The sequence below is a fragment of the Amycolatopsis sulphurea genome, from assembly GCF_002564045.1.
Classification (GTDB): domain Bacteria; phylum Actinomycetota; class Actinomycetes; order Mycobacteriales; family Pseudonocardiaceae; genus Amycolatopsis; species Amycolatopsis sulphurea.
Window position 1 is genome coordinate 5,036,430 of the sequence record NZ_PDJK01000002.1, and the last position, 15,953, is coordinate 5,052,382.

Below are 15,953 nucleotides of genomic sequence, written 5' to 3' on the forward strand. Positions count from 1 at the left end.
CGGACTCAGAGTCTGTGAAGGGCCCCTTCACAGACTCAGCCGACAGCACCGTAGCACCAAGGTGCCGCAGCACCACAGCGCCACAGCCGCAGCACCGCCGCACCACAGCCGCCGCACCACAGCGGCAGTGCCGCAGCTCCGCAGCGCGGGGTTGCCGGGCGCCCCGGCCCGGCAGTGGCCCGCGCTAGACCCCCGTGAGTCCGTCACCTCCGCACGGGCAAGGTCCGTGAAGGGCCCCTTCACGGACTCTGAGCTTGTTGTTTAACCTGTGTGGTTGCGGTGCTGCGCGAGGGTGAGGTCGCGTTTGACGGTTTTGCCGACGTTGTAGCGGGTTGCGGGGTGGTGGTTGGTCGAGCCGGCTGGGCGTCCAGGACCAGGCCGGGAGGGTTTCGGTGCGGCTGCGGGGCGGGTTGTCGTCGCGTGCAGGTTGCGAAACCCCCGCCGAACCCGAGCCGGAGTCAACCGGCGGGGCTCGGTGACTGGTTTCTCCCACGGGCGGCGGTGATCCTCGGCCAGCGGGCGGGCCAGTCGCAGTTGCGTGTGGACGGTCAGGATCAGCCAGGTCCAGCGGTCAGCCGATTCCGGGGCGCGCAGCTTGGGACGGGTCCACCCGAGGGTCTGCTTGAACAGCCGGAAGGTGTGCTCCAGGTCGAAGCGGCGCAGGAACACCTGCCAGAGCAGGTCGACCAGTTCGGCACTGGCGCCGGTGACCGAGGACCACAGCCAGACCGGTTTGGGGTCGCGATCACCGGGCAGATGCTCGACCTGCAGGCGGATCACGGTGCCCTCCACCAGGGGAAGCTCACCGTCGTGGTCCAGCCAGGGGCCGCGACGGGTCAGGCGTGGGTGCAGCCGGTCCCATGCCTGGGCCTGGGCGTGTCCATAGCGGGTGGTGTCGGTGCCGGTGGTGTGCTCGGGGGTGTGCCAACTGGCGGGATCGGCCAACGTGAACACCCCACCGTGCTTGGCCCGGCGGCCGGGCGCGCCCGGCCGCCGGGGCGGTGCGGGCCGCAGCATCACCCGGCCGGAACGGATCCTGCCCACCACCTCGACGGGCAGATCAGCCAGCACGAACGCCAGCCGGGGCAGGTCGTAGCCGGCATCGGCCACGATCAGAATGCTCGGATCGGCGGGCTGCCAATGGCCGGCGTCGATAATCCGGCCCACGACCGCGCGTAGCTGGGCGGCGGTGACCGCGGTGGCGTCGTCGGCGGGTCCCAGCCGGACCGCGTCCAGGACCGCTGTCCACGAGGTGCGCCCGGTCTCCAGCGCCGCGACGAACGAGTAGGGCCAGCCGGGGATCATCTGGGCCTGGCCCTTGCCGCGGGCGTAGGTGTGGCAGAACAGCCGCTCGGGGCTGCACGCGGCGTCCGGGCGCAGCCAGTGCGACACGTCCACGCCCAATGCGATCCGCCCGCCCGCGGCACGAGGCAGGGGCAGGCGTGCCAGGGTGGTGCGTAACCGGCCGACCTCGATCGTGCCGTGGTTGATCGCGTCGTAGCCGGCGCCGTGCCCGCGCCGATGCTCCGGGACCAGCGACAGTTCGGCCAGGCTGGCGACCGGCCCGTCGGCGCACAGCACCGCGTCGGCCAGGTCGGACAAGGCGTCCGCCCGACTGGTCAGGCACTGGTGGAACCGCTCCCGGAACGCGGACAACTCCCCGAGTGCACCGGCACGGCCGGCGTCGTGCACACTGATCAACTGAGGCCCCTGGTTGTGATCTTCCTTCTGTCGCAAGAAGAATGATCAACCAAGGGCCTCACCCACGATCAACCGGGGTAGCGCGACAACGCAACCGGGTTAAACAACAAGCTGAGTCTGTGAAGGGCCCCTTCACGGACCTCCGGATGTGTGAAGGGGCCTGCGGTGACACGGTGGTGACGGCTTCCGGCCAGACTGCCTGGTGACCCAGCGATCGGGAGGGTTGCCGATGGAACACGTGCGGGTGTCCCGGGGTCCGGCGCCGCCGGTCCGGGATGAGGTGCCGGGCACCGGGCAGCCGCTCGGCGCGGAGGTCCGGCATTTCCTGGAGGGCCGGTTCGGGCAGGACTTCAGCCGGGTGCGGGTGCATACGGACCAGCCCACCGCCGGGCTGGGTGCGAAGGCCTACACCGTCGGCGAGAACGTGGTGTTCGGCTCCGGCGAGTACCGGCCGGGCACCGAAGACGGCCGCCGCCTTCTCGCGCACGAACTCGCGCACGTCGTGCAGCAGCGCCGGGGCGGTCCGCCGGCTCCCGGTTTCGCCGCCGGTCACGCGCTCGATCATCCGGCGGACACGGCGGCGGATGCGGTGCTCGGTACCGGTACCGGTACCGGACCGGTGGCGGTGGCCGGCGGCAGTGCTCGCGGGCTCGCCCGGCAGGCCGATCCGGCCGCGGACCCGCGGGTGGTGCTCGGGCAGCTTCCGCCGTGGGTGGCGGTCGCCGCGCGGTCGCTGGCCCGCTGGGTGCTCGTGCCGCTGCGGCTGGCCGGGTGGGCGGTGACCGGTGCGGCCATCGGGCTCCGGGTGTCGGGCACCGTCGGCGCGGGGCCTGGCGTCGGGGCCGGGCAGGACACGATGTTCTTTCTCGACACCGAGACCGGCGAGCTGACCGGAGACGTCTTCGGCTACGGAGAGCTGGGGGTCGGCGCGATCGCCGGGGGCAGCGGCGGGGTCGTCTTCGCGGTGCGGCTTGGCCCGGTCGGGAAAGCCGGCAGTGTGTCCGGCGCCTATGCCGGTGCCGCCGTGGGTGGTTCGGTGCAGCTGCTCGCCGGGGCCGGATTGTCGATCGGCACCGGCCTGCTGTCGGGCGAGGAGGGCTGGGCGGCGGCCGCGTTCAGCGTCGGTCCGGAGGCCGGGCTGAAGTTCTCCGAGACCTACGGGGTCAGTGTCGCCGGCACGGTCGCGCCGGCCGTGTCGGCCTGGGCCACCGGGCTCGCCACGAGACTCGCGGCCGGTACGCGGGCGATCGGGGCGGTCGGCGGGGCGATCACCGACGCGGTGGTGCAGAGCTTCGGCGGGGTCGTCGCGATCCTCGATCCGGACAACTGGAACCTCGCCGGGTACCGGCCGGCCGAAGCGCAGGCGATGCGCGAACTCGGCGGCTACCTGAAGCGGGTCATCCTCGCCACGAGCCTGGACCGGTTCCTCGCGGGGGAATCGCGCGGGGTTCCGGTGTCCGCGCGGATCGCCGGGGTCGGCGACGTCGGCGTGCTGCTGCGGGCCACCGAGGCGGTCAACGCGCGGTACCGCCGGATCAGCGGCACCGCGGTCCGGGCCGGCGACCAGATCTGGCCGGCCGACGCCTTCGCCCACCGAACCTACCTGCAGTTCCTTTCCTTCCTGCAGGAACAGCGGCTGCTCTCGGCGGCCGCGGGGTCGCGCGGCCCGGCGAAAGTTACGTGGTAGCACGGATGGCGCCGCGCCGCGCCGGATCGAGATCATCCAAGGGGGACGGCGTTGCCGCTGAAGGGGGAGAGACCGGTGGGTTCGCAGGGACTCGTGACGAGAGCAGAACCGGTGTGGGCGGACGCCGGCCCGGATGACGTCCTGATGCTGCAGATGCTGCCGACGTTCGCGGTCCGCGAGGCGGAGGACGATCTGCCGCTGTCGCGGGCCGCGCAACGGCTGGTGGTGTTCCTCGCCTTGCGTGATCACCCGGTGCGCCGCGCCGAGGCGGCGCACACCCTGTGGGGCGAGGCCTCGGGCGAACACAGTGCCGCGAGCCTGCGGACCACGCTGTGGCGCGTCGGGCAGGTCCACCGCGGCCTGGTCCGGGCGACACCCGAATGGCTTTCGCTGGCCGATACGGTCGCGGTGGACGTGCGGGCGGCGTCCGGCCTGGCGCGGTCGCTGGCCGCGCACGGCGAATTGCCGGCGGACAGCGCACCGGTCGCCGGTCTGCTGGCCACGGACCTCCTGCCGGTCTGGTGTGACGACTGGCTGTTCGCCTTCCGGGAACGCTGGCGCCAGCTGCGGCTGCACGCACTCGAACGCCTCGCCGAACGCCTTGCCGCGCAACGACGTTTCGTGGAAGCGGTGGACGTCGCGCTCACCGCGATCGACGGTGAGCCGTTGCGGGAAAGCGCGCACCGCAGCCTGATCCGGGTGCATCTGCTGGAGGGCAACCACGGCGAGGCGATCCGGGTCTACCGGGCGCTGGTGCGGCTGCTGCGCACGGAGCTGGGCGTCGCGCCCAGCCCGGGTGCGCGGGCCCTGCTGGGGGAGATCCGGCCGGCCCAGTGACGGCTGGCCCAGTAATGGTCGGCACGGTGACGGAGCCGTGACGACGGGCCGCTGTACTGCTCGGCATGTCCGGTGAGGCCGTGGAGCGCGTCGCTTTGCACGTCATGCGGGCGTGGCGCACGCCAGACGGGCTGTTGTGGGTCCGGGTCATGAGCACGACGGACGTGACCGCCGACGAGGTGGCCGCGGCCGTCGTGACCACCCGGGAACAGGTCCTGGCCTCGGCGGAGGCCTGGCTCCGCGCGATCGCCGAGGGCGGTGCGCCCGGAGTGACGCCGCGGTGACGGGACCGCGGGAAGCTGACGATCACGGCCGGAAAGCCGCGGAGGGAGACGGCCATGCCTATCACGCCCACGTATCCGGGTGTCTACATCGACGAGTTGCCCAGCGCGGTGCGCACCATCGTCGGGGTACCGACCTCGGTCGCGGCATTCGTCGGCACCGCGCCGCGCGGCGCGGTGGACGAGCCGGTGCACATCACCAGCTGGGAGGATTTCACCGCCGAATTCGGCGGGCTCGACTCCGGCACCGCCCTGGCGTACGCGGTGTTCCAGTTCTACGCCAACGGCGGCAGTGAAGCCGAGATCGTGCGGGTGGTCGCGAAGAACCACAACACCACACTCGACGACGCGGACGCGGCCGATGCCACGCCCGCCCGGAACTACGCCTCGGCGTCGGTGATCGCCCTGGCCGGCGGGGTGACGCTGCATGCCGCCAGCCCCGGCGGCTGGCCCAACGACCGGAACCTGCGGGTCCGGGTCGACTACGACACCGCGCCGGACCCCGCCGGGAAGCTCTACAACCTCACGGTCCGGGACGTGAAGAGCGGCATCACCGAGCAGTACCTCAACGTCAGCACGGACACCACCTCCGCGCGGGCGCTCAAGCACGTGCTCGCGTCGTCGAGCCTGCTCAGCAGCACGGTCGTCGAGGGCGACGGGTCGCGCCCGGCCGCGCACGACACGGTCACCGACGGCTCCGACCCGTTCCCGGACGATCCGCAGGGGAAGAACCTCTATTCGGTGGTGACCACCCCCGGCGCGGACGGCGACGCGCCGAACAACCTGGACTACCTCGGCGACGAGGAGACCAAGACCGGGCTATACGCGCTGCTGAAGGCCGACATCTTCACCATGCTCTGCCTGCCCGGCGCACCGGGCCTGATCGGCGGGGCCGACAACATTCTCAGCAGCGCGATGAAGTTCTGCGTGGACCGGCGCGCGATGCTCATCGTGGATCCGGACCCGAACTGGAAGAAACCCTCCGACGTCACCCGGGCGGTCCGGTCGACCAGTCCGGCCTTCGTGCTCAACGATCCCAACGCGAAGAACGCCTCGCTGTACTTCCCGCGGATCGTGCTGCCGGACCCGAACAAGGACAACTCGCCGCAGGAGTTCCCGCCGTGCGGGGCGCTCGCCGGGATCTGGGCCCGCACCGACGTGCAGCGCGGCGTATGGAAGGCGCCGGCCGGCACCGAGGCCGGGCTGAGCGGGGTCACCGCGCTCACGGTTCCGTTGACCGACAAGCAGAACGGCGTGCTCAACCCGCTCGGCGTGAACTGCCTGCGCGGCCTTCCGGTGGTGGGCAACGTGGTCTGGGGCGCGCGCACCCAGCGGGGCGCGGACGTGCTGGCCGACCAGTGGAAGTACCTGCCGGTGCGGCGGCTCGCGCTGTATCTGGAGGAAAGCCTCTACCGCGGCACGCAGTGGGTGGTGTTCGAGCCGAACGACGAACCGCTGTGGTCCTCGATCCGGCTCAACGTCGGCGCGTTCCTGAACACCCTGTTCCGCCAGGGCGCGTTCCAGGGCCGCACGCCGAAGGAGGCCTACCTCGTCAAATGCGATGCCACGAACAATCCGCAGAACGACATCGACCGCGGGATCGTGAACATCCTCGTCGGGTTCGCCCCGCTCAAGCCCGCGGAATTCGTGCTCATCCACATTCAGCAGCTCGCCGGCCAGATCCAGGTCTAGGAGACGCCAGCCATGTCCGACAGCAAGATCAAGCGGCGCGATCCGTACAAGAACTTCCGGTTCCGGGTGAAGTTCGCCGGTGGCGAGTACATGCTCGGCGTCAGCAAGGTCACCGGCTTCAAGCGCAGTACCGAGGTGATCAAGCATCGCAGCGGGGGCGATCCGGCGACCAGTTTCAAGCTGCCCGGCCGGACCGAGTACGACCCGATCACCCTCGAACGCGGGGTGACCACGGACAAGGTGTTCCAGCAGTGGGCGAACCGGGTGTGGAGTTTCACCAATTCCGGGCGTGGCCTGGAGACCTCCCTCAAGGATTTCCGCCAGGACCTGATCGTGGACGTGTTCGACGAAGGCGGCCAGAAGGTGCTGTCGTACCAGGTCTACAACTGCTGGGTCTCGGAGTGGCAGCCGGTGTCCGATTTGGACGCGAACGCCAACGCGGTGGCCCTCCAGCACGTCAAAGTCGAGAACGAGGGGTGGGTGGCCGAGGAGGTGACCGAGCCCGAGGACACCTCCTTCGAAGACCCGGCGTGACGTGATGGCCGCGCTGACCGAAGCCGGACTGCTGGGCACCTGGGAGGCCGCGCAGGCGCTCCCCGCGGTGCGGCGGGCGCTCGCGCTGGCGGTCGCGGGCGGGGCGCAGCCGTCGACGGTCGTCGATCTCGCGGTCGGCCGGCGGGACGGATTTCTGCTGGCGTTGCGGGAAAGCTGCTTCGGCCCGGCGTGGCAGGCACTGGTGACCTGCCCGGCGTGCGGCGAGGAACTCGAACTGGAGCTGTCCGGAGAGGACGTCCGGGCGCCCGCGCCCGCGGTACCCGCCGCGACGGTGACCGCCGCCGGATACGAGGTGGATCTGCGGCCGGTCACCAGCCGCGACCTGCTGGCTGTCCGGCGGGACGCCCCGGACGCGCGTCGGCGATTGCTGCAGCGGTGTGTGGTCGCCGCCCGGCAGGCGGGCCGGGAGGTGGCGACGGCGGAGCTGCCGGACGCCGCGCTGGACGCGCTGCCGGGCGCACTGTCCACTTGCGACCCACAAGCGGACGTACGGCTGAGCCTGGACTGCGTGACCTGCGGGCACCACTGGGCGGCACCGTTCGACGTCGCCACCTACCTGTGGACGGAACTGGACACCTACGCCCGGCGGCTGATGCACGAGGTGCACGCGCTCGCGCTCGGCTACGGCTGGTCGGAAAGCGACGTGCTCGCGGTGAGCCCGGCGCGGCGGCGGTACTACCTGGAACTCGCGGGGAGCACGGCGTGAGCGATTTCGTGGACCGGCTGCTCGGCCGGACCGGCAGCCCGCCGGTCCGGCCGATAGTGCCGACGCTTTTCGAGCCCGTCGCGCCACTGCGTACCAGCGCGGTGCTGCCGATGGGCACCTTCAGCGAGTCCGATCCACCGCATGAGCCGCCGGCCCCGTTCCCGGCGCCCCGGCCCGGGACAGTGCCCGGGACCGCGACGGTGTTCCACGAGAGCCGGGAAACGCACGAGACCAGGGTCGATATTCCTGCGCCGCACAAGGAATCACGACCGCAGCCGCAGCCGCAGCCAGAACCGGTGCGAGAGATCATCCGGGAGAGGCTGGAAGAACACACCGATCCGGCTGCCCCTTCGATCACCGTCACCTCGGTGACCGCTCCGGCCGTCCCCGTCGTCGCGCCGCCGGCGGCACCCGCCGTCATCCCGCCCGCGGCCTCGGAAGCCACCCCTCCGACGGTGGCTCCGCCGACCGCCGAACCGGTGTATGCGCATCCGGTCACCCGGGCCAGGCCGCGCCCGGTGGCGGCCGAACCACCACGTCCGCCGAAGGTACGGCGGCGGCCGGAACCGACCGAGCCGGACGTGCACATCAGCATCGGCCGGGTCGAGATCAAGGCCGTGCCCGCACCGGCACCGGCCACGCCGCCGCGGCCCGGACGATCCCGGCTGCCGGTGCTCGGACTGGACGAATACCTGAAGGAAAGAGCGGGAGGTGACCGGGGATGAGCGATGCGAACGCCGTCGAGGCGGTCACCGAGGCACTCGTGCAGCTGGTCCTGGAGGGCACCCGCGAGGTCGAGAGCGGGGCCAAGGTCGAGGCGAAACCACCGGACGCGAACCCGGATGCCGGCGGCGATCCGCGGGTGACCCTGTTTCTCTACGAGATCGACACCGATCCGGCGCTGCGCAACGAGGACCCGTCCGGCCTGCGGCCCGGTGAGCACGGCGATCCGGCGCTGCCTCTGGTGCTGCACTACCTGCTGACCGCGTTCGTACCGGGCGGGCACGACGTGACCGCGCACCGGATGCTCGGCGGCGCCCTCCGGATCCTGCACGAACATCCGGTGCTCAGCCGCGACCGGCTACGTCAGGTTCCCTCACACAGCAACGTTTCCGAACAGCCCGAGCTGATCAGGATCACCTGGCAGCCGCTGGAGGAGAAGGACATCTACTCGCTCTGGTCGGCTTTCCGGACCGGGTACCGGCTGTCCGTCGCGGTCGAGGTCGGCCCGGTGCTGATCGACAGCCGCCGTACGCCGCGTACGCCGGTGCCGGTCCTCAAACGCGGCCCGCAGGATCGGGGCCCCAGCGCCGTGGCGAGTGCGCGTTCGCCGCTGCCCGAGGCGGCCGCCGCGATACCGGTCGCGGTCGGGGCCGACGGACGCGAGCACGAACAGTCGTCCGCGCCGGTCGGGAGCCGGGTGCTCGTGCGAGGCGCGAACCTCGGTGGCACCACGGAGATCCGGCTCGCTCATCCGCTGCAGTCCGATCCGGTCGTCCTCCGCCCGCGGCAGGTGGGTGGCACCGAGGTGCGGTTCGACCTGTCCGGCGCGGCGGGCGGCTACCTGGCCGGGCTGTGGTCGGTCACGCTGGTGAGCACCGTGACCGTGGAGGGCGAGCAGATCACCACGACCACCAACGAGGTTTCGCTGGCCATCGCTCCGGCGATCACGAGCACGATGCCCGCGACCGTGGTGCGGACCGGGACGGCCGCGGTCGTCGGCCTCCGCTGCAGCCCGCCGGTGCGGGCCGGGCAGCCGGTGCTCCTGGCGCTCGGTTCCCGCGCGGTCCGGGAACGACGCGAGCTGTCGGCACGGCCGGAGGATCCGGTCGTGGGCACGGATCTGACCTTCGACGTGCCGGACGCGCCGCTGGGCACGCACCTTGCCCGGCTCCGCGTCGGCGGGGTGGACAGCCTGCTGATCGACCGCACCGGCGACGCCCCGCAGTTCGACGCCACGCAGACGATCACGGTGGTCGGCTCATGACCGGCCACGAGGGGTGGGAGGCGGCCAATGGGCGGTTCCTGGCCGCTTCCCTGGAGTGGCTGCGTCTCGTGCTTCGGGCTCACCTCGAATCGCGGGAGTCCACTGTGGACATCCCGGCGGACAAGGTGACCGCGGCCGCGCGGGAGGTGGCGGATGCGGAGGAGATCAGCCCGCCGCCCGCGCTGGCGGTCCTGGCCGCCCGGCTGGGGTTGTCGCGGTTCGAGCGGGACACCCTGCTGCTGTGCGCGGCAGTCGAGCTGGATCCCTCGATCGCGACGTTGTGCGCGCGGGCACACGGCGACGAGCGGATGGCCTATCCGACGTTCGCCCTCGCGCTGGCCGCGTTGCCGGATCCGGCGTGGGAAGCCGTTTCCCCGTACGGGGGCCTTCGGTTCTGGCGGCTCGTCGACGAGCCGCCGCAGGGCGTGGTGTCCACGGCACTGCGCGCGGACGAGCGTGTGATCAACTACGTGAAGGGCCTCGGTCACCTCGACCACCGGCTGACCCCGCTGGTGACCCGGCTCCCGCCGGATGCGGAACGCGGGCTGCCGCCGTCCCAGCAGGAGCTTGCCGACCAGGTCGTCCGGCACTGGCAGGCGGGGACCGGCACCGGTGCGGTGGTGCAACTGGCCGGTGCGGCCGACGCAGCGAAGCAGCTCGTGACGGCAGAGGCGGCCGCGGCCTGCGGGCTGCTCGCGTACCGGATCCCCGCGTCGCTGCTGCCCGCGCGGCCCGCTGAACTCGACCAGGTGGCCAGGCTGTGGCAGCGGGAAGCGATGCTGTTGCCGCTGGCGCTGTATCTCGACGTCGAAGCGACCGGCGAAGACGGTGCGGCGTCACCGGTCGCTGGGTTCCTTGACCGGGTCACCTGCCCGGTGGTCGTGGCCACGCGGGAGATCCGGGCGGACCTGGCTCATCGGTCCCTCGTGCTCGACGCGTGCCCGCCGACGCCAGCCGAACGGGCGGCGGCCTGGCGTGGCGCACTCGGTCCCGGAGCGGACATCGACGGGCTCGCCGCCCAGTTCGCGCTGGAGGTTCCGGCGATCGCGGAAGTGGCTGCAGAGGCGGGCGGCGATCCGGCCGTGGCGTGGCGGGCCTGCCGTGCCCGGACCCGGCCGCAGCTGGCCTCGCTCGCCGAGCGGCTGGAGCCGAAAGCCGGCTGGGACGACATCGTGCTGACCGAACCGGCCCGGCGGCAGCTGGGCGAGATCGCCGCCCAGGTACGGCAGCGGAGCACGGTGTTCCACGAATGGGGTTTCGGCGAGCGGATCACCCGTGGTCTGGGCCTGAGCGCGTTGTTCGCCGGGCCGAGCGGCACCGGGAAGACGATGGCGGCCGAGGTGCTGGCCAAGCAGCTCGCGCTGGATCTGTACCGGGTCGATCTTTCCGCGGTGGTGAGCAAGTACATCGGCGAGACGGAGAAGAACCTGCGCCGGCTGTTCGATGCGGCGGAGGGGGTGATCCTGCTCTTCGACGAGGCCGACGCGATGTTCGGCAAGCGCAGCGAGGTCCGCGACGCGCACGACCGCTACGCCAACATCGAGATCAGCTATCTGCTGCAGCGCATGGAATCGCATCCGGGGCTGGCGATACTGACCACGAACCTGCGCACCGCGCTGGACAGCGCTTTCCTGCGGCGGCTGCGGTTCGTCGTCGAGTTCGCCTTCCCCGGCCCTTCGGAACGGGAATCGATGTGGCGCCGGGCCTTCCCGGCGAAGGCGCCGCATACCGGACTGGATTTCGACCGGCTGGCACGGCTGCCGGTCAGCGGCGGCATGACCCGCAACATCGCGCTCAACGCGGCGTTCCTGGCCGCCGCGGACCGCGCGCCGATCACCATGCAGACCGTGCTGGATGCGGCCCGGAACGAGTTCCGCAAGCTCGAACTTCCGGTCAGGGAAAGGGATTTCACCTGGGAGGGGGCAGGATGACCATCGAGGTGCACATCGACCGCATAGTGCTGGACGGCCTCGAAGTGCCGCCGGGACAGTCCCGTGCGCTCGGCGAGGCAGTGCGGGCCGAACTCGCCCGGCTGCTCGGCGAGGCACCCCGCGGGACCTGGCGGGCGTCGCGGCATGCACGGCGGATCGACGTACCCGGACTGCGGCTTGGCGGGCACCACACGGTGTCCTCACTCGGCGAAGAGATCGCCCGGTGCCTCGGCACCGGCCTCAATGCCCCCGGAGGTGCCCGATGATGGTTCTTCCCGGACCACGCGAAGCGGCGCAGCCGATGGCGCCGCCGATCGTGCGTGCGGTGGTGCAGACCCCCGGCATGCCGCTGGATCCGGCAGTACAGCCGTTCGCGGCGGAACGCCCCGGCTGGGACTTCAGCCGGGTCCGGGTGCACACCGACGCGCAGGCTGCGGAGTCCGCCGAAGCGGTGCAGGCCAAGGCTTACACGGTCGGACGGCACATCGTGTTCGGACCGGGGCAGTACCGTCCGGAGACCGCGGCCGGCCGGAACCTGCTCCGGCACGAACTCGGGCATGTCCGCCAGCAGCGGTCGGTCGCTGACGCGCTGCCGTCGCGGCTGCCGCTGTCCGACCCGGGGGAGCGAGCCGAACGCGAGGCGTCGACCGGTGACGTTCACGAGCACGGGCAGCCGCGGGTTCAGCGAGAGCTGGCGGCGTATGCCAAGCCGCACACGGAGTACGCCCCGGGCAGCCTTTACGGCACGGCGAACCAGTCGGTCACCTCGACCGCGGACGCGCCGGGCATCCAGACCGCTCTCGCGCCGCTGATCGCCGCCCACAAGGTCGGCACCCGGACGGTCGGCGACGTCACCTATTTCTTCTCCCAGGGCGCCGCCGTCGCCGATGTCGAAGCCGCGCTGAACACGGCGGGGTACGTCAAGGCCAAGGACATGGCGGCCGCGCTCCTCTCCGAACACCAGGCATTCCTGTATGTCAAAGGCGAGGTCACCCGGATGTCGTCGCTGTTCGGCACGACGGAAGTGGGCCGCCGCAGCGAGAACCTCGCCCCGCGCGCGGCGCGGCCGCTCACCGAGGCCGAGCGGGTGGAGGCCCGGAAGGTGTTCGCCGGTTCGCTGAACCTGGACCGGATCACCCTGACCGAGGGGCAGCTCACCGCGATCGGCGGCTACGCGCGCACGCTGCCGGACTCGATCAACTTCCCGTCCGGCAGCGCGACCGGCAGCGGGTTCATGCCGTGGCTCATCCACGAGCTGACCCACACCTGGCAGTACCAGCACGGATACAGCGTGCTCAGGACCGGTTACCACGCGGTCGTCAGCACCTACGACTACGGCGGCGACGCCGAGCTGACCGCGCGGACGGCCCGGGGCCAGGGCTTCACCAGCTTCAACACCGAACAGCAGGGGGACATCCTGCAGGAGTACTACCGGCGGCTGGTGACGCCGGGCCGCGGGCCGCTGGCGCCGTTCCTGCCCTACCTCAAGGAGGTGCAGCGGTGAGCACGTTCCCGCAGAGTCTCAACCCCGTCCGCGGCGGCTTCGTGCTGATCGATCTCGCGACCGGGAAGCCGAAGACCATTCCGTTCCAGTACAACCCGGACACGCTGACCCGCACGCTGCAGCCGCAGGGCATCGGCAACGAACCGGGGGATCGGCTGGAAGCGTTGCGGCTCAAGGGACCGCCGCACGAGACCTACAAGTTCGACGCCGAATTCGACGCGGCCGCCGAGCCGGAGCGGTTTCCGGACGGCCTGTTCCCGCTCCTCTGCGCGCTGGAACGGAGCATCTCGCCGACCTACGACCAGCTGTGGTCGGAGAACGACGACGCGGGCAAGGGATTGCTGGAGATCGCGCCGGCCGAGGCACCGCTGACCGTGCTGGTCCTCGGGCCACGGCGGGTCGTGCCGGTCCGCATCACCGAATTCAGCGTCACCGAGGAGGCTTTCGACGCTTCGCTCAACCCGATCCGGGCGAAGGTCTCGGTCGGGGTGCGGGTGCTCACCGTGGACGACCTCGGGTACCTGCACAAGGGCGGTGGGCTCTACCTGACCCACCTGCAGCAGAAGGAGCGGTTCGCGGCCGCGGTCGACCATCCGGTGACCGACGTCGGCGTGCCCCGGATCTGAGGAGGCGGTTACTACCAGGGCTGTGAAGGGTCCCTTGAGGGACTCTGAGTCCGTGAAGGTGCCCTTCACAGCCTTCGGCAGGGCGCCGGCCACGTACCGGCACCGGCATCGGAGTACAGAATCCAAGGAGCCTGCCATGTTCTCCACCACCAGCCGCTACTACGACCTCGCGACCGAGGTCCACGAGCTGCCGGACGAGCGTCAGGTCCGCTACGCCGGCCGCCGCCTGCTGCCCCATCCCGAAGACCTGGCGCAGCTCGGTGAACACGTCGTCGGCCCGCGGGACAGGCTCGACCGGATCGCCGGGCAGGTGTTCGGCGACGCGGAACAGTACTGGCGCATCGCGGATGCGAACCGCGCGATGGACCCGGACGAACTGACCGCCGAGCCCGGCCGCCGGTTGCGGATCACCCTGCCGCCAGGCGTCGCGGGAGGAGGGATAGCGCGTGGCTAAGAGTTTCCAGCTGTTGCTGATGATGGGCAAGGTGGTGGCCTTGCCGGTACCCCAGCCATTGGTGGACGCGCTGCAGTCGGTGCAGATCACCTCCGCGGCCGGCGGGCCGAGCGGCTTCCAGCTCACCTTCGCGGTGAGCCGGGGCTCGGTCATCACCAAGACGCTGCTGCCGTTCGCGCTGCTCGATCCGCCGACGCGGGTGGTACTCGCGACGATCATCGGTGGGTCCCTCGAAGTGCTGATGGACGGCGTGGTCACCCGGCAGGAGATGAGCCCGGGTGACGCGCCGGGTTCGAGCACGCTGACGGTCACCGGCGAAGACCTGACGGCGCTGATGGACCTGCGCCACGAACAGCAGTCCTACCCGGGCCAGCCGATCTACGTCCAGGTGCTGCGGATCCTGGCGGGGTACGCGCAGTATGGCATCGCCCCGGCGGCGATCCCGCCGAAGTTCGTCGAGCCGTACCTGCCGGAGGACAACTATCTGGCGCAGGCGGGCACCGATCTGTCCTATCTCCGGGCGCTCGCGCGCAAGGCCGGCTACGCGTTCTACCTGGAACCCGGGCCGCTGCCCGGGGCGAGTGCCGCGTACTGGGGTCCGGAGGTGCGGACCGGGAAGCGACAGCCGGCGCTCACCGTGGACTCCGGCCCGGCGACGAACGTGGAATCGATGTCCTTCGGCTTCGACGGGATGGCCCGGACCCAGTTCACCATCCGGAAGGAGGAGCCGACCACGAAGATCGGCATTTCCATTCCGGTGCCGAACCTCTCGCTGCTGCGCCCGCCGCTGGCGTCGCGGCCCGCGGTGGCGCTCAAGGAGCAACCGCTGCCGGACCTGGCCGGCCTCTCCGCACTGGAGATCCTGCTGAAGGGCCTGAGCCGGACCGAAGCGGCCTCCGACGCGGTGACCGGGCAGGGCAAGCTCGACGTCCTGCGCTACGGCCACGTGCTCAAGGCCCGGCGCCTGGTCGGCGTGCGCGGCGCGGGGCTCGACTACGACGGCACCTACTACGTGACGCGCGTGACGCACGAGATCAAGCGCGGCGAGTACACCCAGAGTTTCAGCCTGACCCGGGACGCCTTCGTCCCCTTTCCTCCACAGCGGGTGGACGTATGACAAGCGATGGCAACAGGTTCGACGGCACCTATCAGGGCGTCGTAGTGTCCAATGTGGACCCAATCGGGCTGGACCGGCTGCTGGTCCGGATCGGCGACGTGCTTGGCGACGAACCGGTGTGGGCGAGCGCCAGCACCGCGGCGCCGAGCATGAACGTGGTGCCGCTGATCAATTCGGGCGTGTGGGTCGAGTTCCAGGACGGCGACCTCAGCCGCGCGGTGTGGACCGGCTTCCGCCGGGACGTGCGCCAGGAGGGGCCACCGGTCGCGAACAGCATCCTGCCCGGGGTCCCGCAGATCGTGCTCGGCACACCGCAGCCCGCGGTGGGCACGCTGCCGCAGAACTATCTGCTGATCACCGAGCAGCCCGGCCCGACCGGCGGTATCCAGCTGCAGATCCAGGGTCCGGCCGGGCCCTGCATCAAGCTCAACGAGACCGGGATCGAGCTGTCCTGCGGCCCCGGGCTCGCGTCGATCCGGCTGACCGGGACCTCGGTCGTGATCAACAACGGCACGTTCATCATTCCGAAGTAGGAGGGGGGATCGCCGATGCCGGGCTTCGTGCTGCACGCCGGCATGTCCATGAACTGCCCGCACCAGGGCGTCATGGTGCCGAAGCCGGCCGGTCCGCCGCCGGCGCTGGTGGAGGGGATGCCGGTGCTGACCGCGAAGGACCAGCTGACCATCGTCGGCTGCACCGCGGCCCCGTCGTGCGTCAGCGTGCAGTGGAACAACATGTCCCTCGAACTGGGCTACGCCACGCCGGTGCTGGTGCAGTCGAAACCGGGGGGACAGGGCGACGGGACGTGCGTCGGTTCGCAGAGTCCCGGCCCGCCGATCATCCTCGCCATGCAGCCGTTCGTGTTCGGGAGGTGA

The 15,953-nt window shown here is 71.0% G+C and carries 17 protein-coding genes; 16 read left to right on the forward strand and 1 reads right to left on the reverse strand.

Going from position 1 to position 15,953, the window contains the following annotated elements:
* Nucleotides 1-261: 261 nt before the first annotated feature.
* A complete protein-coding gene (locus ATK36_RS29050; RefSeq protein ID WP_098510205.1) occupies nucleotides 262-1,692 on the reverse strand; it encodes an NF041680 family putative transposase in 1,431 nt (476 codons plus the stop codon).
* Nucleotides 1,693-1,930: 238 nt separating this feature from the next.
* Here ATK36_RS29050 and ATK36_RS33050 point away from each other — a divergent pair, with 238 nt between their 5' ends.
* From ATK36_RS33050 to ATK36_RS29125, 16 genes are all read left to right on the forward strand, one after another.
* Nucleotides 1,931-3,388, forward strand: a complete 1,458-nt coding sequence (locus ATK36_RS33050) for an eCIS core domain-containing protein (protein ID WP_098514360.1) — start codon at nucleotides 1,931-1,933, stop codon at nucleotides 3,386-3,388.
* A 75-nt stretch (nucleotides 3,389-3,463) separates the two neighbouring features.
* The gene (locus ATK36_RS29060; protein WP_141544562.1) at nucleotides 3,464-4,225 is read left to right on the forward strand and encodes an AfsR/SARP family transcriptional regulator; all 762 of its coding nucleotides are present in this window, start codon (nucleotides 3,464-3,466) and stop codon (nucleotides 4,223-4,225) included.
* 65 nt (nucleotides 4,226-4,290) lie between these two features.
* Nucleotides 4,291-4,509, forward strand: a complete 219-nt coding sequence (locus tag ATK36_RS29065) for a hypothetical protein (RefSeq protein ID WP_098514362.1) — start codon at nucleotides 4,291-4,293, stop codon at nucleotides 4,507-4,509.
* Between the two features lie 54 nt (nucleotides 4,510-4,563).
* Nucleotides 4,564-6,198, forward strand: a complete 1,635-nt coding sequence (locus tag ATK36_RS29070) for a phage tail sheath family protein (protein ID WP_098514363.1) — start codon at nucleotides 4,564-4,566, stop codon at nucleotides 6,196-6,198.
* A gap of 12 nt (nucleotides 6,199-6,210) precedes the next feature.
* Nucleotides 6,211-6,732 carry a phage tail protein gene (locus ATK36_RS29075; protein ID WP_098514364.1) on the forward strand — a complete coding sequence of 174 codons (522 nt, stop codon included), beginning with the start codon at nucleotides 6,211-6,213 and terminating at the stop codon, nucleotides 6,730-6,732.
* A 4-nt stretch (nucleotides 6,733-6,736) separates the two neighbouring features.
* Nucleotides 6,737-7,459 (forward strand): T4 family baseplate hub assembly chaperone, encoded by a 723-nt coding sequence (locus ATK36_RS29080; protein WP_141544563.1) that lies wholly within the window; start codon nucleotides 6,737-6,739, stop codon nucleotides 7,457-7,459.
* Nucleotides 7,456-8,184, forward strand: coding sequence for a hypothetical protein (locus ATK36_RS32585; RefSeq protein WP_098514366.1), 729 nt, complete (start codon nucleotides 7,456-7,458; stop codon nucleotides 8,182-8,184). The genes ATK36_RS29080 and ATK36_RS32585 overlap by 4 nt, the downstream gene beginning before the upstream one ends.
* Nucleotides 8,181-9,446, forward strand: coding sequence for a Pvc16 family protein (locus ATK36_RS29090; protein ID WP_098514367.1), 1,266 nt, complete (start codon nucleotides 8,181-8,183; stop codon nucleotides 9,444-9,446). Before ATK36_RS32585 ends, ATK36_RS29090 begins: the two co-directional genes overlap by 4 nt.
* Complete coding sequence (locus ATK36_RS29095; RefSeq protein ID WP_098514368.1) at nucleotides 9,443-11,377, forward strand: ATP-binding protein; 1,935 nt, start codon at nucleotides 9,443-9,445, stop codon at nucleotides 11,375-11,377. Before ATK36_RS29090 ends, ATK36_RS29095 begins: the two co-directional genes overlap by 4 nt.
* On the forward strand, nucleotides 11,374-11,643 hold the full coding sequence (locus ATK36_RS32590; RefSeq protein ID WP_170069953.1) for a hypothetical protein: 270 nt from the start codon (nucleotides 11,374-11,376) through the stop codon (nucleotides 11,641-11,643). The genes ATK36_RS29095 and ATK36_RS32590 overlap by 4 nt, the downstream gene beginning before the upstream one ends.
* A complete protein-coding gene (locus ATK36_RS29100) occupies nucleotides 11,640-12,881 on the forward strand; it encodes an eCIS core domain-containing protein (protein ID WP_170069954.1) in 1,242 nt (413 codons plus the stop codon). Before ATK36_RS32590 ends, ATK36_RS29100 begins: the two co-directional genes overlap by 4 nt.
* Nucleotides 12,878-13,507 carry a hypothetical protein gene (locus ATK36_RS29105; RefSeq protein ID WP_098514370.1) on the forward strand — a complete coding sequence of 210 codons (630 nt, stop codon included), beginning with the start codon at nucleotides 12,878-12,880 and terminating at the stop codon, nucleotides 13,505-13,507. Before ATK36_RS29100 ends, ATK36_RS29105 begins: the two co-directional genes overlap by 4 nt.
* 136 nt (nucleotides 13,508-13,643) lie before the next feature.
* Entirely contained in the window at nucleotides 13,644-13,961 is a 318-nt protein-coding gene (locus ATK36_RS29110) for a LysM peptidoglycan-binding domain-containing protein (protein WP_098514371.1), read from the forward strand.
* On the forward strand, nucleotides 13,954-15,078 hold the full coding sequence (locus ATK36_RS29115) for a hypothetical protein (protein ID WP_098514372.1): 1,125 nt from the start codon (nucleotides 13,954-13,956) through the stop codon (nucleotides 15,076-15,078). The genes ATK36_RS29110 and ATK36_RS29115 overlap by 8 nt, the downstream gene beginning before the upstream one ends.
* Nucleotides 15,075-15,611 carry a phage baseplate assembly protein V gene (locus ATK36_RS29120; protein WP_098514373.1) on the forward strand — a complete coding sequence of 179 codons (537 nt, stop codon included), beginning with the start codon at nucleotides 15,075-15,077 and terminating at the stop codon, nucleotides 15,609-15,611. The genes ATK36_RS29115 and ATK36_RS29120 overlap by 4 nt, the downstream gene beginning before the upstream one ends.
* A 15-nt stretch (nucleotides 15,612-15,626) precedes the next feature.
* The gene (locus ATK36_RS29125) at nucleotides 15,627-15,953 is read left to right on the forward strand and encodes a hypothetical protein (RefSeq protein ID WP_098514374.1); all 327 of its coding nucleotides are present in this window, start codon (nucleotides 15,627-15,629) and stop codon (nucleotides 15,951-15,953) included.

What these genes read in the sequence shown, in the direction of transcription:
- ATK36_RS29065 (WP_098514362.1), top strand. Translation starts at nt 4,291, where the DNA reads ATGTCCGGTGAGGCCGTGGAGCGCGTCGCTTTGCACGTCATGCGGGCG.
- ATK36_RS29100 (WP_170069954.1), top strand. Translation starts at nt 11,640, where the DNA reads ATGATGGTTCTTCCCGGACCACGCGAAGCGGCGCAGCCGATGGCGCCG.
- ATK36_RS29095 (WP_098514368.1), top strand. Translation starts at nt 9,443, where the DNA reads ATGACCGGCCACGAGGGGTGGGAGGCGGCCAATGGGCGGTTCCTGGCC.
- ATK36_RS29090 (WP_098514367.1), top strand. Translation starts at nt 8,181, where the DNA reads ATGAGCGATGCGAACGCCGTCGAGGCGGTCACCGAGGCACTCGTGCAG.
- ATK36_RS29080 (WP_141544563.1), top strand. Translation starts at nt 6,737, where the DNA reads ATGGCCGCGCTGACCGAAGCCGGACTGCTGGGCACCTGGGAGGCCGCG.
- ATK36_RS32590 (WP_170069953.1), top strand. Translation starts at nt 11,374, where the DNA reads ATGACCATCGAGGTGCACATCGACCGCATAGTGCTGGACGGCCTCGAA.
- ATK36_RS29070 (WP_098514363.1), top strand. Translation starts at nt 4,564, where the DNA reads ATGCCTATCACGCCCACGTATCCGGGTGTCTACATCGACGAGTTGCCC.
- ATK36_RS33050 (WP_098514360.1), top strand. Translation starts at nt 1,931, where the DNA reads ATGGAACACGTGCGGGTGTCCCGGGGTCCGGCGCCGCCGGTCCGGGAT.
- ATK36_RS29120 (WP_098514373.1), top strand. Translation starts at nt 15,075, where the DNA reads ATGACAAGCGATGGCAACAGGTTCGACGGCACCTATCAGGGCGTCGTA.
- ATK36_RS29075 (WP_098514364.1), top strand. Translation starts at nt 6,211, where the DNA reads ATGTCCGACAGCAAGATCAAGCGGCGCGATCCGTACAAGAACTTCCGG.
- ATK36_RS29125 (WP_098514374.1), top strand. Translation starts at nt 15,627, where the DNA reads ATGCCGGGCTTCGTGCTGCACGCCGGCATGTCCATGAACTGCCCGCAC.
- ATK36_RS29110 (WP_098514371.1), top strand. Translation starts at nt 13,644, where the DNA reads ATGTTCTCCACCACCAGCCGCTACTACGACCTCGCGACCGAGGTCCAC.